Origin of the sequence: Pseudoalteromonas sp. SR44-2, assembly GCF_014163745.1 — a bacterium.
GTDB classification, from domain to species: domain Bacteria; phylum Pseudomonadota; class Gammaproteobacteria; order Enterobacterales; family Alteromonadaceae; genus Pseudoalteromonas; species Pseudoalteromonas distincta.
This window is the reverse complement of the sequence record NZ_JACJDW010000011.1, coordinates 1-14,178: the sequence shown is the minus strand read 5'-3', so window position 1 is coordinate 14,178 and position 14,178 is coordinate 1. Positions and strand designations below refer to the sequence as shown.

The 14,178-nt window shown below is 39.2% G+C and carries 14 protein-coding genes; 8 read left to right on the top strand and 6 right to left on the bottom strand.

The features are described 5' to 3' along the window. The first annotated feature begins 78 nt into the window (after positions 1-78). Genes H5115_RS08675 through H5115_RS08665 form a run of 3 tightly spaced genes read left to right on the top strand, consistent with a single transcriptional unit; the run spans position 79 to position 6,412 of the window. Complete coding sequence (locus tag H5115_RS08675) at positions 79-1,806, top strand: autotransporter assembly complex family protein (protein ID WP_182675675.1); 1,728 nt, start codon at positions 79-81, stop codon at positions 1,804-1,806. Beyond that, positions 1,806-5,495 (top strand): translocation/assembly module TamB domain-containing protein, encoded by a 3,690-nt coding sequence (locus H5115_RS08670; RefSeq protein WP_182754798.1) that lies wholly within the window; start codon positions 1,806-1,808, stop codon positions 5,493-5,495. Before H5115_RS08675 ends, H5115_RS08670 begins: the two co-directional genes overlap by 1 nt. Before the next feature lie 32 nt (positions 5,496-5,527). Next, entirely contained in the window at positions 5,528-6,412 is an 885-nt protein-coding gene (locus tag H5115_RS08665) for a peptidylprolyl isomerase (protein ID WP_182754797.1), read from the top strand. 66 nt (positions 6,413-6,478) lie between these two features. On the opposite strand, the gene queF is transcribed toward H5115_RS08665, so the two are convergent. Further along, positions 6,479-7,324 (bottom strand): NADPH-dependent 7-cyano-7-deazaguanine reductase QueF, encoded by an 846-nt coding sequence (gene queF, locus H5115_RS08660; protein WP_182754795.1) that lies wholly within the window; start codon positions 7,322-7,324, stop codon positions 6,479-6,481. A 59-nt stretch (positions 7,325-7,383) separates the two neighbouring features. On the opposite strand from queF, the gene syd reads away from it, so the two are divergent. Then, the gene (gene syd / locus H5115_RS08655) at positions 7,384-7,923 is read left to right on the top strand and encodes a SecY-interacting protein (protein ID WP_182754793.1); all 540 of its coding nucleotides are present in this window, start codon (positions 7,384-7,386) and stop codon (positions 7,921-7,923) included. A gap of 63 nt (positions 7,924-7,986) precedes the next feature. Here the strand turns inward: syd and H5115_RS08650 are convergent, their stop codons facing one another. From H5115_RS08650 to H5115_RS08640, 3 genes are all read right to left on the bottom strand, one after another. Continuing rightward, the gene (locus tag H5115_RS08650; RefSeq protein ID WP_002958242.1) at positions 7,987-8,760 is read right to left on the bottom strand and encodes a Zn-ribbon-containing protein; all 774 of its coding nucleotides are present in this window, start codon (positions 8,758-8,760) and stop codon (positions 7,987-7,989) included. A 13-nt stretch (positions 8,761-8,773) separates the two neighbouring features. Then, on the bottom strand, positions 8,774-9,040 hold the full coding sequence (locus H5115_RS08645; RefSeq protein ID WP_007378199.1) for a hypothetical protein: 267 nt from the start codon (positions 9,038-9,040) through the stop codon (positions 8,774-8,776). Between the two features lie 96 nt (positions 9,041-9,136). Then, a complete protein-coding gene (locus H5115_RS08640) occupies positions 9,137-9,373 on the bottom strand; it encodes a DUF2789 domain-containing protein (protein ID WP_149591909.1) in 237 nt (78 codons plus the stop codon). A gap of 177 nt (positions 9,374-9,550) precedes the next feature. Between H5115_RS08640 and H5115_RS08635 the strand changes: the two genes are divergently transcribed. Further along, entirely contained in the window at positions 9,551-10,204 is a 654-nt protein-coding gene (locus H5115_RS08635) for a GNAT family N-acetyltransferase (RefSeq protein WP_149591910.1), read from the top strand. 852 nt (positions 10,205-11,056) lie between these two features. On the opposite strand, the gene H5115_RS08630 is transcribed toward H5115_RS08635, so the two are convergent. After that, positions 11,057-11,356: a DUF3301 domain-containing protein gene (locus H5115_RS08630; protein WP_002963032.1), complete on the bottom strand. Its 300-nt coding sequence runs from the start codon at positions 11,354-11,356 to the stop codon at positions 11,057-11,059. Further along, the gene (locus H5115_RS08625; RefSeq protein ID WP_182754791.1) at positions 11,357-12,385 is read right to left on the bottom strand and encodes a DUF3549 family protein; all 1,029 of its coding nucleotides are present in this window, start codon (positions 12,383-12,385) and stop codon (positions 11,357-11,359) included. A 104-nt stretch (positions 12,386-12,489) separates the two neighbouring features. On the opposite strand from H5115_RS08625, the gene H5115_RS08620 reads away from it, so the two are divergent. Genes H5115_RS08620 through H5115_RS08610 form a run of 3 tightly spaced genes read left to right on the top strand, consistent with a single transcriptional unit; the run spans position 12,490 to position 14,016 of the window. Beyond that, entirely contained in the window at positions 12,490-12,810 is a 321-nt protein-coding gene (locus H5115_RS08620; RefSeq protein WP_182672058.1) for a YqcC family protein, read from the top strand. Further along, a complete protein-coding gene (truC, locus tag H5115_RS08615) occupies positions 12,803-13,567 on the top strand; it encodes a tRNA pseudouridine(65) synthase TruC (protein WP_182754789.1) in 765 nt (254 codons plus the stop codon). Before H5115_RS08620 ends, truC begins: the two co-directional genes overlap by 8 nt. Further along, positions 13,567-14,016, top strand: coding sequence for a flavodoxin (locus H5115_RS08610; RefSeq protein ID WP_182754788.1), 450 nt, complete (start codon positions 13,567-13,569; stop codon positions 14,014-14,016). Before truC ends, H5115_RS08610 begins: the two co-directional genes overlap by 1 nt. The last annotated feature ends 162 nt before the right edge of the window (positions 14,017-14,178 follow it).

Genomic DNA, 14,178 nt, shown 5'->3' with positions numbered 1-14,178 from the left:
GTGTTGCTCATTATGGCTATGCTAATATGCGCGTAATTAGCCAGTTTTATGTAAGATATTAAAAGTAAGGATATTTACTTGTTTATTAAGTTTTTACGTTGCATATGTGTTGTGAGCGCTTTAATTGCGACAAATAGCTATGCGGCAGAAAAAGTCATAGAAGATTACGAAATTAAAGGGTTAAGTGGTGATTTAGAAAATAACGTAGCCCTTTATCTCAAGCAATTAATTGGTGAAAAACCAACCCGTACACTTCGTCGTTATGCCCAAAAGCAAGTACAAAATAGCATTAAAGCACTTGGTTATTATAGCCCGACCGTCGAGGTTATTTATGATAAAGACGACAGCGAGTTAATTGTTAAAGTTGAGCGAGGTCCTGCAACTCGCATAGAAGCAATTAATATTACGCTAAACGGCGATGGCCAAAATGATACTCAATTACAGGCATTAATTAAAAATACCAACTTAAAACAAGGTGATGTTTTAAATCATGGTAGATATGACTCTGCTCATAAAAAAATAGAATCTATGCTATTGGAGCTTGGCTATTTTGATGCAAAGTGGCCAGCGCGCAAATTAGAAGTGTCACTTAAGAAAAATAGTGCTGTTATTACTTTTGTAATTGATACTGGGGTTAGATATCAGTTTGGCGATATAAAAATTGCCAGTAATACGCCTGCTGAAAAATACATACGCTCGCTTGCGCCTTTTACTCAGGGTCAACCTTATAAATCAACACATATTGCTGACTATAATTTGGATTTATCAAGCACCCCTTATTTTGCAAGCGTGCGCGTTTACGCCGATATTGCTGCGCGTAAAAATGGCCAAGTACCTATTAAGGTAGATGTGTTGCACAAGCCTGCAAATAGCTATGAAATTGGCGGCGGTTTTAGTACTGACTTAGGGCCCAAAGTGCGTTTTAAATGGAGTAAACCGTGGATCACAGAAGACGGCCATTATCTCGAAACTAATTTAAATGTGGCGCAAAGGCAGCAAGATATTTCCATGGCTTATACCATTCCAGTTGATGATCCGAATGATGATTTATGGCGTTTTTCAGCTGGTTATAAATTAGAAGATGAGCTCACAAACGACACTTACAGTGAAATATTAACTGGGCAGGTTCAGCGCCAATGGTTAACCGAAAATAAGTGGGTGCGTACTGCATTTTTACGCCGCGACCAAGAAACCTACCGCATCGGTGATGAAGAGGAAGAAAGCACAGAAATGTTAATGCCGGGCATTAGCTATGCCCGCAAAAAATCAAAAGGCGGCACGACTCCATACTGGGGAGAGCAGTGGCTTATATCTGCTGAGTTTGGCTTAGATGATGTGCTTTCGAGTACTAATCTGATTAGGGTTCAAATGCAACATGCGTGGTTACGTACTTACTTAGATAAGCATTTAGTGTTTTTAAAAGCAAATGTTGGTGCAATGCTTGTTGATGATATTGAAAACGTACCTTACTCACTGCGTTTTTACGCAGGTGGCGATCAAAGTGTTCGTGGTTTTGCGTACCAATCAATATCGCCGGAAAATGATGATGGCGATCTCATCGGTGGTAAATACTTACTAACCAGTACAATAGAGTACAACTATCAGTTTGCTCAAAACTGGCGCGCAGCTTTATTTGTTGACGGTGGTACTGCGACGAATGATTTTTCTGATGATTTTGAAGTAGGCGCTGGTTTTGGTTTTCGCTATTTAACACCCGTTGGCCCAGTGCGTATAGACCACGCTTGGGGATTAACAAAAGAAAGTAAAAGCACACGTTTAAGTATTACCATAGGGCCAGAAATTTAATGTCAGTATTAAAAAAGATAACAGCCGCCGTAAGTGCTATTTTTGTCACGTTAGTTGTCGCACTATTTTGTTTGTTATTTACCGCACCCGGTAATCAATTTATTGCTTATAGTGCAAACAAAGCGGTAGATGGACTACATATTGAAATTAAAAATGGCCGTTTTATTTATAATGATGCCTTTAATGTGCGCTTTACTAGCAACGGATTGGACTTTAATGCACAACAATTGAAAATTGATTTGTTTTGGTGGCAGTGCGATGGAATTTGTATAGATAACTTAAGTGCTAAATCTATAAATTTAACATTACCAAAAACTGCAGAGTCACAAGAAGAAGCCACGGCAGAGCCGCTTGAAAAAATCAGCTTACCTTTTAATATTGCTGTAAAAAACATTGCGATCAATAAATTTACGCTAGAGCATCCAAGTGCAAACGTAAGCGTTAATAACTTTAAACTCTCAGCAAAAGCAGAGGGTTCAAAGCTGACGGTTAAAAGCCTGAATATTCCCACCATACTTGTTGCTTTAAAAGAGCAAGAACAAGATGCGAAAACACAAATGGCGCAAAATACTCAAGCGCCTTTGACGCACCTACCCGCACTGCCTAAGATAGAATTTACTTCACCACTTGATTTAGTTGTTGAAGACTTTGAAATGGCTAACATTACGATTGAGCAAAACGAAGCCCAGCATGTTATTGAAAACATCTCGCTGCAATTAAGTGTGGAAGATGCGGTTATTAATTTAGAGTCATTCTCAGCAAAGTATGAGCAGTGGCAGCTTAATACGCACCTTAATGCTGAGCTTGCAGGAAATTTGCCCATAAAAGGGAATGTTGTTTTACAAAGTGATGAGCACCAAGCCAATTTGCAGTTGAATGGCGACTTATCAAATCTAAACTTAAATTTAGAAACGCAGGGACAATATCCGCTTAGTTTAACGGCAACGGCAAATTTAAAGCAAAAAAACTATCCGTTTGAGTTAAATGGCAAAATTAAACAGTGGCTTATTGATGCACAAAGTAATGAACTTAAAGTGCGAAATGTAAGCCTCAATGCACAAGGTAATGCCGACGATTACCAGCTTAGCCTGCAGGGGAATAGCCAATTAGGCGCGTACCCAGCTGTTGACTTAAATACCCAATTAAAAGGCAGTCTCACCAAAGCAACTTTACAAGCGCTAAGCATTAAAGCGAACGAAAGCAGTGCAACTATACAAGCCAATGTTGATTGGCAAAAAGGCATACAGGCTAACTTTAATGGCACGCTTGCTAACTTAAAAGCGCAGTACTTAACTGATGCCGCTACCAGTGATATTTCAGGACAGTTTAAAGGCTCGTTTAATGCAGCTGACGACAAGTGGCAGCTACAAATGAATAATACAAAGTTAAACGGATTACTTAACGACGTGCCACTAGAATTTGCCTCAAACTTTAAGCTCGACAACACGTTAAAAGCTAATATTGATAGTTTTTATTTAAGTAGCGGCACCAATAAATTAGCACTAAGCGGGCAAGTTGATGACACTTGGCAGGTTGATGGCAAAGTAACGCTTAAAAGTGATGAAAAAGCTAATATTCCATTTACTGCTGATGGCAACGCAAATTTAAAAGTGAGAGGGGAAAGGTTAACGCCCTCTGTTGATTTAGCGCTAATACTCGATCGCTTTATTTTTGATGAAATAAACATTAATAAATTATCAGTAAAAGGGCAGTTAGATACCGCAGCCGATTGGCAAACCGATGTTTCGGTAAGTGTTGGTTCGGCGCTTGTAGCCGAACAGCAAATTAATAGCGTTAAAATTGATATTAGCGGCGACAAAACAGATCACCAACTTACGGCATCTGTAGATGCTGAGCAAGGCAGTGTAGAGTTTGAAGTTAATGGCAAAATTAATAATACCACTTGGAATGGCGAGCTTAGTAATGTAACGCTCAGCGATAAAAAGCTTAGTTTTAGTAATACTAAAAATATTGCCATTATGGTTAATACGCAAAGTGGCGACTTTGATGTAAGTGCACATTGTTGGGCATCTGAGCAAAGTAAATTGTGCATAGACACCTTAGCCCAATCAAAAAACCTCGGTCAGCTAAATGCTAAACTAAGCAATTTAGCTCTTGAGGAGCTTAAGCACTTTTTACCTAATAGCATTCGTACTCGCGGTAATATAACTGGCGATGTAGCACTTAATTGGCAAAGTGGTGCGCTTAAAACATTACGCGCAAATATCGATTCTAGCGACTTAGAAGCGGTGCTTACCTCGGAAGAAGATCGTTTTAAATTACCAATCGAAACTCTAACTGTTAGTGCATTTTCGGACTCTCAAGTTGGCAAGCTTGAAGCTAATTTAGAATCAAGTGTGCTTGGTAAAATAAACACACAAATTGATATTGACGACATACAAAATACGCAAGCGCTTAACGGCACTATTAATATTGATAAAATACTCCTTTCAGACTTACAACCATTTCTTGAAACCCTTGAGCAGTTAAAAGGTGATATTAGCGGAAAAGTCGCGTTAGCAGGTACGTTAAAAGATCCATTATTAAATGGCGAGCTTAATGTGAGCGATATTAGTTTAGAGGGCGAGCAATTGCCTATAGCGCTGCAAAAATCAAATATAAACGTATTGTTTGATAAAACAACAGCCACAATAAAAGGCAACTTAAACGACAACCAGGGCGGTAAAATAAACCTCACCGGTGACGTTGATTGGCAAGGTGCGCAACCTGCTGTAAATGTGGCGGTAGTTGGCGATCAGTTTTATGTACGCGCGCAGCAAGGGGTTACTTTTAAAGTATCGCCGGATTTAAAAATAGGCTTGGCTAATAATGCACTCAAGCTTGCTGGTGAGGTAGTTGTGCCTTACGGTCGTATAATGATTGAAGAGCTTCCTGAGGGCGCAGTGCAAGTTAGCGATGATGAAATTATTGTTGATCAAAAAACCGAGGCCACCGAAACAGTTCCGTTTGATTACGACATAGATTTAAAAGTGATTGTTAAAAACGATGTAAAAGTAGAATCGTTTGGCTTGGAATCAAAAGTTGCGGGTGATTTAGCGATAAAAATGAGTCAAGGTGCACCAATTATAGCCACAGGTGAGCTTAACTTAATTGAAGGTACTTACTTAGCCTTTGGGCAAGATTTAATAATCAGCACCGGGCAAGTAGGTTTTAGCGGTTCAATTGAACAACCATTTTTAAATATTAAAGCAATACGTAACCCCGATACGACTGCAAATGGTGTCATTGCAGGGGTTACGCTTACGGGTAATGTTGAACAACCAACGCTTAAAATATTTTCTGAGCCTGCGATGGATCAAGCACAAGCACTCGCATATTTACTTAATGGCCAACCTTTAGGCGATGGAGAAAGTTCGTCAAGCGATGCTATGCTCACACAGTTATTACTTTCTCAAGGGGTTAGCCGCAGCGAAGGGGTTGTTTCTAAGGTAGGTGAAACTTTTGGATTGTCAGATGTAAGTTTAAGCTCATCAGGTAGTGGTGATAGTACCAAAGTAGAAATATCAGGATACGTAGCACCCAGTTTGCAAGTTAAATATAGCGTGGGTGTATTTGATTCGCTCAGTGAAGTGGCTGTGCGTTATCAGTTACTTTCACAGTTATACATAGAAATAACAAGCGGCCTATATCAAAATGTTGATGTGCTATATAAGTTTGATTGGGAATAACTAAAACTATAATAATTATAAGGATATAAGCGATGAAAAAAATTATATTGCCAGCTCTGCTTAGTGTTTTATTGAGCGGTTGTGCTCAACAACTAGGTGATGATTTTGCTAAACAAGAGCTACCTTTATTGAGCGCGAGTGAGGTAATTGCTAGTGCAACAGATAATGACTGGCGAGTAGTGGATGCTCAAAATATTTTAAAGGTAACGCTGCCAACGGGCGATGCGTATATTGAACTTAATGAACAGCTTGCCCCAAAGCACGCTCAAAACATTAAAAAGTTAGCGCGAGAAGGGTTTTATAAAAATACCAGCGTTTATCGGTTTGTTGAGGGTTTTGTAGCGCAAGGTGGCGACAGCTCGGGTAAAAAGTTAATTAAAACTGCAGATAAAACAGTTCCAGCTGAGTTTTATTTAACAACAAACAAACCACTTTTAATTACTGAGCTAAATGGCGACGGATATGCACCAGTTACCGGCTTTTTAAACGGCTTTGCAGTAGCTCAAAACTCAGCACATACGCAAACATGGCAAGTGCATTGTAGTGGCGTGTTTGCCATGGCGCGCGACAACGATAAAAATAGTGCGAGTACGGAGTTTTTTGTAACAATAGGGCAAGGCCCGCGCTACCTTGATAAAAATATTACGGTGTTTGGTCGAGTGCTAGAAGGTATAGAGCATTTTAATCGTTTAGCGCGTACACCAACTGAAGGAAAAGCATTTAACCCAATTACCAATATACAAGTTCTTGGCGATGTACAAAGCGATAAAAGCATATTTAAAGTGATGAAAACAAACTCACCGGTGTTCAAAAACTTAATCAGTGCTCGTAAAAACCGTAACGAACCTTGGTTTGTACAGTCTTACAATTATGTGGATGTATGCGCGATGCCTATACCGACAAAGCGTATCGATTAGCGCAAACCAATATTAAAAAGGAGCCTAGGCTCCTTTTTCAATACTTATATTCCAGTTTAAAATAACCTACTGACGATTAATTTTAACTGCAAATGGCGTATCGTTATAATGCGTAGAGCGATACGGGTTTATATCAAGCCCGCCGCGACGAGTATAACGCGCGTAAACCTCTAACTCTTTAATATTAAGTTGTGTTGTTAAATCGCTATAAATACGCTCAACACACTGCTCATGAAATTCGTTATGTGTTCTGAACGAAATTAAATAACGCAATAACGACTCGCGACATATTTGCTCGCCTGTGTATCTTATAATTACACTTGCCCAGTCAGGCTGGGAGGTAATTAAACAGTTCGACTTAAGTAAGTGGCTGTAGAGCGTTTCAGTAACTACTTCATCACTTTTTGCTTTAAGTGAATTAGCATCAATATCGTAATGATTAATTTCAATATCTAAATCATCAATACATTCACCTGGCAGCGCTGTACACGGTAAGCAATTGTAATCATCAGGATTATATAAAGTCACTTTGACAGGGCTGTTAACCGCGTTAGATAAATCATCAATTAAGTGCTGTTTTACTACATCAATGCTTTCAAATCGGGTTTGGTTAAAGCTATTTAAATAAAGTTTAAACGACTTTGACTCAATAATATGGCTGCTTTGGCATTCAAAGGTAAATAAGGCCACGGCAACTTGCGGCTTACCTTTATTGTTTAGCCATGAAAGCTCGTAACCTGTCCAAATGTCTTGGCCTTTAAATGGAAGCTCAGCTTCGTCAATATTTAAAGCATCACGATTTAGTTTGCGCGCAATAGGGAAAAGCAAGCTTGGCGTGTACACATCTACATACTCAGTAGATTGGCCTAATACGCTACCTTTAAGGTCTGGAGAATTGCTGTAATCTGTCATGTTTGCTCTTAAATAGTTACAATAGGGACATTATATCTAATTTAAATGAGTTTCACAGTATGTCTGTTGCATTGCTTATAGAACAACTTCATCAAACATTTAGCGAAAATACCCTTAAAAGCACTACAAAGTACCCACTTATTGCGCACGACGAGCAATGGCCAAGCCCATGTGAAGTTGGTGAGGTTGACGAGCAAGGAAACATTCAATGGCAGGGCACGCGTCAGCAACCTGCAGGTTCGCTTAATGATTTAGCCAGTGCACTTGAGCTTGAGTTTCCAAAAGAGCTTAGCGAGCTATACGGACATATGTACGGTGGAAGTATTTTAGCAAGTATTGATGGGCATCAGGTTGAATTACTACAAGTATGGAACGAAGAAGACTTTAATTTGCTACAGCAAAATATAACGGGCCACGTTTTAATGAAACGCAAGCTCAAGCAGCAAGAAACAGTATTTATTGGTTTAACAGATCAAGATGATTTACTAGTAAGTGTATTGGTGCACACTGGTGAAGTATGTTTAGAGTTTGTCGGCAAAAAAACACACCATGTACTAGCGCCTAACATTAATGTTTTTTTAAAGGCATTAGAGGTTTAAAACGTGTTTAATAAATCAGCTTAGCGTTATCACTAAGCTGATTTTAAGCGCTTATTGAAGTGGTTACTGAAAATCCCACGATATATTAGACACCAAGCCACACGGCTCACACCTAAAGTCGAATAACCCAAACCATGATTCAGGTAATTTCCAATCGCCATTACAGCTAGGGCATTTTCGTTCAAGTTCAGACGCTTTATCTACACCGCCTACACGATATAAATAATAATAGGTTGGCTTTTTAGTTAAAAAACTAATTCGCTTTGTTATGTCTTTTCCGCGTCTATATAGGTCGCTTTGGATACTCGATATTTCTTCAAGCGCCGGAAATTCACAACGAGTTGCGCCATTAATTTGAATTTGATCGCAGGCTTGCCAATCTTCTTGCCATTTTATAAGCGTTTTATAGTCACCATTAGCAATTGCCGGAATACGAAATAGCGGCACAGGCAAAAAGTCATCACCACAATAAAGCGGGCTGCACGTATGCACATAGGTTGTGTATAAAATATAACTTGATGGTTCTTTACAGCAATCAGCCCCGTTGGAGTGAATATCTTGTCCGATCACTTTTACTTTTGGCGCAAGTAGCCCAGCACTATGTAACTTTTCGATACTGTGCTTAACAAACGGGCTGTTATTTAGCGGGTGCATTGCATCTTCGGTCGGGCACATTACGCGGGTAATAAAAAATCCATCTTTTAAAACGGTTGGAAATTCTTCCCCCATTATTTGACCATTAAAACGCAGTGCATTTACTAAGCGATTTATTGCTTGTTCGGCTTGTTCTAGGGTGGTGTCTTGGTAGCAATCAAAAGTTAAATCAACAACGAACATTTATAGTCTCAAATTATTTTTGTTCTAGCAGTGCAAGAAGTTTATCGAGTTTTTGCTCAATTCTATCTAATTGACTTGTTTTAAGCTCAGTATTATCTGACTGCTGTGGGTTTCTCATGAAGTTATTAATTGAATCAGGATTGTTTTTATATTGGCTTACTGCTGCAATAATCATCGGCATTGGAACCGGTTGCGCCAAACGGCTTTTAGTTAGTGCTACAGTAGGGGTTTTGCCTTCATCAAGAAGGGCTTTGATTGCATCAAATACAACTGAATTCATTAGATATATAACTCTTTAATAAAATAAATACGCAGCATATAAATGCTGCGCAGATGCTATGTTAGCAATAAATAAGGGAGGGTACATTAAATAAAATTACTTACTTTGACGAATGCGTACATCTAACTCGTCAATTACTTCACTCCAATCTCCGTCTTGTGCAAGGGATTCAGCTAAAAAGTGCTGTTGTGCCTCATCCCAAAAAGAAGCTTCTTGGAGTAATGTTGTGTCTTTTAATTCATGTGAGGCGATAAATGCATCTATTTGCTCATCACTATTTGGTAATCCAAGCTGTGCAAAAAGTGTGTTAATGTCGTGTTTTGTCGTATCCATGATATTGCTCCTTTAAATGAATGAAAATTCATACTAGTACTTAACTGTACCTCCTGCTAGTTAAACTCTCGCTGAATTTACGGTTAATAATTTTAGGTATATAGTTAGGTATATAGTTAGGTATATAGTTAGGTATAAAGTTAAACAGCCTATAGCTAAAATAATAGAGGAAATACAATGAGTGTAACCACACCAGCTGATACGTTCAGCGTACAGTATTTAGCCGCAGAAGATATTAGCACTGCAGCGAGCCTAATTTATCAGGCTTACCATGACGATCCTGTATTACAAAACATGCTTAGCTACAATGACGAAAATAAATCAGTATATGAAAAAAAATTACGATCATTAATTCGCGAAGAGCTCAGTAGTTTTTGGCAAGAAAAACAGCCACTAATTGGTTTATACCGTAACGATAAATTAAAAGCAGTAGCGTGTGTATTTGAATCTAATAGCCAATTACAAGCGCAGCGTTATTGGCACTGGCGTTTAAAATTAATGCTGAGTGCTGGCTACTTACAAACAAATCAATTAATAGATAAAGAACAAACAATTAGAGATGCCCTTAAACAAAAGGGCAATTATTACTTTTTAGCTTTTATTGCCGTAGATCCGCATTTTCATGGGCAAGGCTTTGGTCGTTACTTGCTACGCGGGCTTGATGACTTAGTTAAATGTAACGCTGAGTCAACAGGGATGGCTGTATTTGTAACCCGTAAGGAGCACATTGAATTTTTTAAAACTGAAAATTTTGAAGCATTTAAACAGCTTACTTTTAACCAAGTAGAGGGCGAGTTACTATTTAAATCAATACTTGAGCCAACTATTTAAAACTTTTATGTAAGCCAATGCGCCCAAACGGACATAAGACCGTGAGATATATCTTACATCATCGTGAGCATTGTCACTTAAAGGCTACTAATAAGTAGTCTTTTTTGTTCTAAGTTGTTGTTCTTAAGTGTTTATTTTATCTTTTCATTTTTGTGACGTTTATTTATTTAGTGTTAAGTCCTATTTCTCCCCCCTGATTGCTTTAAACTTCTCTTTGTCAAGACGACATAGCTCAATGATTGAGTTACTGCCAAGGATACGGAATAGGCAACATAGCAGGCGCCAGCAGGAAGCATAAAGGACAAGTAAAAAAGGATACAAGGAAGAATAAGGAAGTGCATGAAGCACTTAGTAACTAGGAGTTACTTTAGGATAATCACGGATGACGCTACAGGAAGTAGCAGGAGCGTTAGTTTACGCAGGACGGCCAAGATGGCAAGTGGACATTGCAGGATGCAAAAGTGGCAGGAGCTACTTTAAAGGATTAACAGGGATGATGCTACGGGACGTAGCCAAACGATAGATTTCGTGGGTTTGCCAAGATGGCTATGGATATTGCAGGATGCAAAAAGTGGCAGGAGCTACTTAAAAGGATTACCAAGGATGATGCTACGGATGTAGCCAAACGATAGATTTCGTGGGTTTGCCAAGGTGGCCATGGATATTGCAGGATGCAATGTGAGGGTAAACAAGGTTGTTTACTCGTTCAGGGGATGATAATACGGATTTAAGATAATGGATATCTAGCAGGATGCAGTCCAATTGGGGCGTAACTTTAGTTACGCCTTAGTTTTTTGTATTGAATTAAATTTATTAATTTAAGACACACACTCTCTTAAAGTATATTAAGTTTTATATTTTATGCGGTGGAACAACCACACTTTTCAGAAACTCATTTTCCATAATTAACACACCTTGATAAGCATTTTCACCATCGCTTGAAAACTCAAATATAAATTCACTTTTGATGCCTGGCTTGCCGTTCTTTAAAAAACCAAAGCGGCGTTTCGTACATGCAACACTCATCAACTGCACCTGCAATTGCTCACTTTGACGTTTAGCATGAACGTTCGCCGCTTCAGCAACCTTTCGGTTAAGCCAAAATAAGTAAATTACACTACCAATAAGTATGAACGTCCATAAACTTGCCATTTAAGAGAATAACCTTCCAATTGCACGCGCGAGGGTTTCGCTACGATTTTCTTTACGTAATAAGCCTAATAAATGCGGGCGAATAGTCGGTATTGCAACTAAGTCGGCAAAAATACTTGGAAACAATTCTTCAATTTTTTGATGATGCGCGCAATTATCCATAAATACATGTAAGCGTTCAGGGTTTTCTAATTGCTTAAAACACCGCCCAGCTATTGTTAGTAACACGTCAGAGTCGTGCCTCACTGGTGAGCTTAGTACAGCATCGACTAATTGAGCGCATAACCCTTGAGCTTGACCTTTTGAAGCTGATCTTAGTGCTGCGGTTATAGCTACTGTGTCGTTGTTACTAATTGCACCCTGCGTGTAATCAACAAGTAACTCACTCATTGATGTTGGTATTTCAACGTGTTCAAGCATGGCGCTGAGTGGTTGTAGTACTTCAATAGGTAAATGCGCCCATGCTTTTTGCAGATTACTTAAGTTTGTATCGCTGTCTAAGCGTAGTGCAAAATCGGCAATACCCTGTAGTGCAACACTTTGCCAATTATCAAAACCAATTTTACCGCTAAAGTACAGTCGTGCATGCTCGTAATACTGCGATGCAGGCTGTTTTAATAGTACTTTTACTTGAGCGTTAAATGCCGCTAATTTATTTGCGTTTGGTGTAAAAACATAAGGGTTATTATCAAGCTTTCCATCGGCTTGTTCGCCTGTAATTTTAGTGCCTAGCGCTTGAATAACCATATCAGCAAAGTGATCTCGACTAGCACTTACCAGCATACTTTGCTCATCAAGGGGGAATTTTAAAAACCATACATACGGTTCTTTACTGGCTTTAGTATCCCAAAATTGAATAGCGAGCCATGCATGACCAGCAAGTGGATAAGGGTAAGGCACTTGAGCTTGTTCAATAGCTAAAAATTGTTTTTTATCAAGCTTAGTAATGTGCCTGCCAATATCAAAAGCACGCCACTGAGTACCCGCACCATCTAAAAGCTGACCTAATGTAGCTATTTGATCACTCATTGTTTTCTCAACTGTTTTTACTGCAAAATTACATTAATTATACGTCATAGCCGCCTATGAGGGAACAGGGTATAATTGCATTACATATATAAAAGAGGGTGGTTATGTACCAGCAAACCCAAACTTATTTAGTGCAGCTAACGGCACTTTTACAAAAACACGCGCTTTGGCAAAGTGAGCCAATAGACGCTGAGGCACTGCTTTCAAATACTCCTTTTTGTCACGATACAATGGCATTTGAGCAGTGGTTACAATTTGTATTTATTGAAAAAATACAGCAATTATTAACGCATAGGCAACCACTACCGCGTAACTTTGCTATCGCCCCTATGGCGCAAATGACACTTGTGAATAAAGCCGGAAGCGATGAAATTATTGAATTACTAACAGCCCTTGATACCTTTTTAGGAGAACCAAATGAGTGAGCGTCTAGCGCCTATTGAATATGGCGAGCTGACTATTTTGTATCAAGATGAAAACTATGTGGCAATAAATAAGCCTTCAGGTTTATTAGTGCATCGCTCTTTTTTAGATAAACACGAAACCCAGTTTGCTATGCAAATGTTGCGCGACCAGCTAGGTCAACATGTATTTCCAGTACATAGGCTCGATAGACCTACGTCGGGCGTATTACTGTTTGCATTGAGCTCGGAAGCAGCTCGCGATATGAACCAGCTATTTATTGAAGGTACTATTGCTAAGCGCTATTTGGCCTTAGTGCGCGGTTTTGCGCCAGAGTCAGTGTTTTTAGATAAACCGCTTAAAGAAGAACTTGATAAAATAGCCGATAAGTTTGCAGATCAAGATAAAGCACCGCAAGAAGCGCAAACCCAGTTTAATTGCTTGCACCAAGCTGCATTGCCTATTCCTATAGGTAAGTATCCAACAGTGCGTTACTCGTTAGTTGAGTGTTCTCCAAAAACCGGGCGCAAGCATCAAATTCGCAGACACTTAAAACACTTATCACTGCCTATCATTGGTGATGTAAATCACGGTGATAACCAGCATAATCAATTTTTTAGGGATCATTTTGAGCTAAGACGCTTAATGTTATTTGCAACAGAGCTTAGTTTTGTGCACCCTTATAGTAATGAATCAATAACAATTAAAGCGCCACTAGGTGAAGACATGCTTGAAATATGTAAGCAGCTAGGTTGGCCAGAGCAAGAAAAGGATTATTAATGGCACATATTAGTATTTTTGTAGGCAGCGTTAGTGGCGGTGCAGAGCGTTTAAGCGATGAAGTTGCAACCACAATAGAGCAAGCGGGTCATACTGCTACAGTAATTACTGAAGCATCACTTGATGATATAAAAAATGCATCGCATATTTTAATTGTTACCTCCACAACAGGTCAAGGTGATGTACCGAGTAATTTGGCCGGATTGTACTTTGCAATGAATAGCACTTTCCCAATGCTTACCGATAAACCGTTTGGTGTAATTGCAATGGGTGACAGATGTTACGGCGATACATTTTGTGGCGCAGGGCGTAGCTTTGACGAGTTACTACGCGATTTACAAGCAAAGCCTGTGGGCAACCGCCTAGAAATAGATGCATGTGAAGATTTTGAACCATGGCCAGTAACCGAGCCTTGGTTAAAAGTATGGCTAGAAAAACTACCTGCTTAATACTTTAATTTTAAGGTATTAAAAAAGGAGCGCATGCGCTTAATGCCGATCAGTTAAGAAAATGACCGGTTGACCGATCCAAGCGATCATGCAAAATCCGTAGTTAGGAAACTAACTACGGATTTTTTGTGAATATAGAACAAGCACTGCAAGCAACACTTG

Coding starts and splice junctions, on each gene's coding strand:
- H5115_RS08670 (WP_182754798.1), top strand. CDS start 1,806: ATGTCAGTATTAAAAAAGATAACAGCCGCCGTAAGTGCTATTTTTGTC.
- H5115_RS08665 (WP_182754797.1), top strand. CDS start 5,528: ATGAAAAAAATTATATTGCCAGCTCTGCTTAGTGTTTTATTGAGCGGT.
- queF (WP_182754795.1), bottom strand. CDS start 7,324: ATGACAGATTACAGCAATTCTCCAGACCTTAAAGGTAGCGTATTAGGC.
- syd (WP_182754793.1), top strand. CDS start 7,384: ATGTCTGTTGCATTGCTTATAGAACAACTTCATCAAACATTTAGCGAA.
- H5115_RS08650 (WP_002958242.1), bottom strand. CDS start 8,760: ATGTTCGTTGTTGATTTAACTTTTGATTGCTACCAAGACACCACCCTA.
- H5115_RS08645 (WP_007378199.1), bottom strand. CDS start 9,040: ATGAATTCAGTTGTATTTGATGCAATCAAAGCCCTTCTTGATGAAGGC.
- H5115_RS08640 (WP_149591909.1), bottom strand. CDS start 9,373: ATGGATACGACAAAACACGACATTAACACACTTTTTGCACAGCTTGGA.
- H5115_RS08635 (WP_149591910.1), top strand. CDS start 9,551: ATGAGTGTAACCACACCAGCTGATACGTTCAGCGTACAGTATTTAGCC.
- H5115_RS08630 (WP_002963032.1), bottom strand. CDS start 11,356: ATGGCAAGTTTATGGACGTTCATACTTATTGGTAGTGTAATTTACTTA.
- H5115_RS08625 (WP_182754791.1), bottom strand. CDS start 12,385: ATGAGTGATCAAATAGCTACATTAGGTCAGCTTTTAGATGGTGCGGGT.
- H5115_RS08620 (WP_182672058.1), top strand. CDS start 12,490: ATGTACCAGCAAACCCAAACTTATTTAGTGCAGCTAACGGCACTTTTA.
- truC (WP_182754789.1), top strand. CDS start 12,803: ATGAGTGAGCGTCTAGCGCCTATTGAATATGGCGAGCTGACTATTTTG.
- H5115_RS08610 (WP_182754788.1), top strand. CDS start 13,567: ATGGCACATATTAGTATTTTTGTAGGCAGCGTTAGTGGCGGTGCAGAG.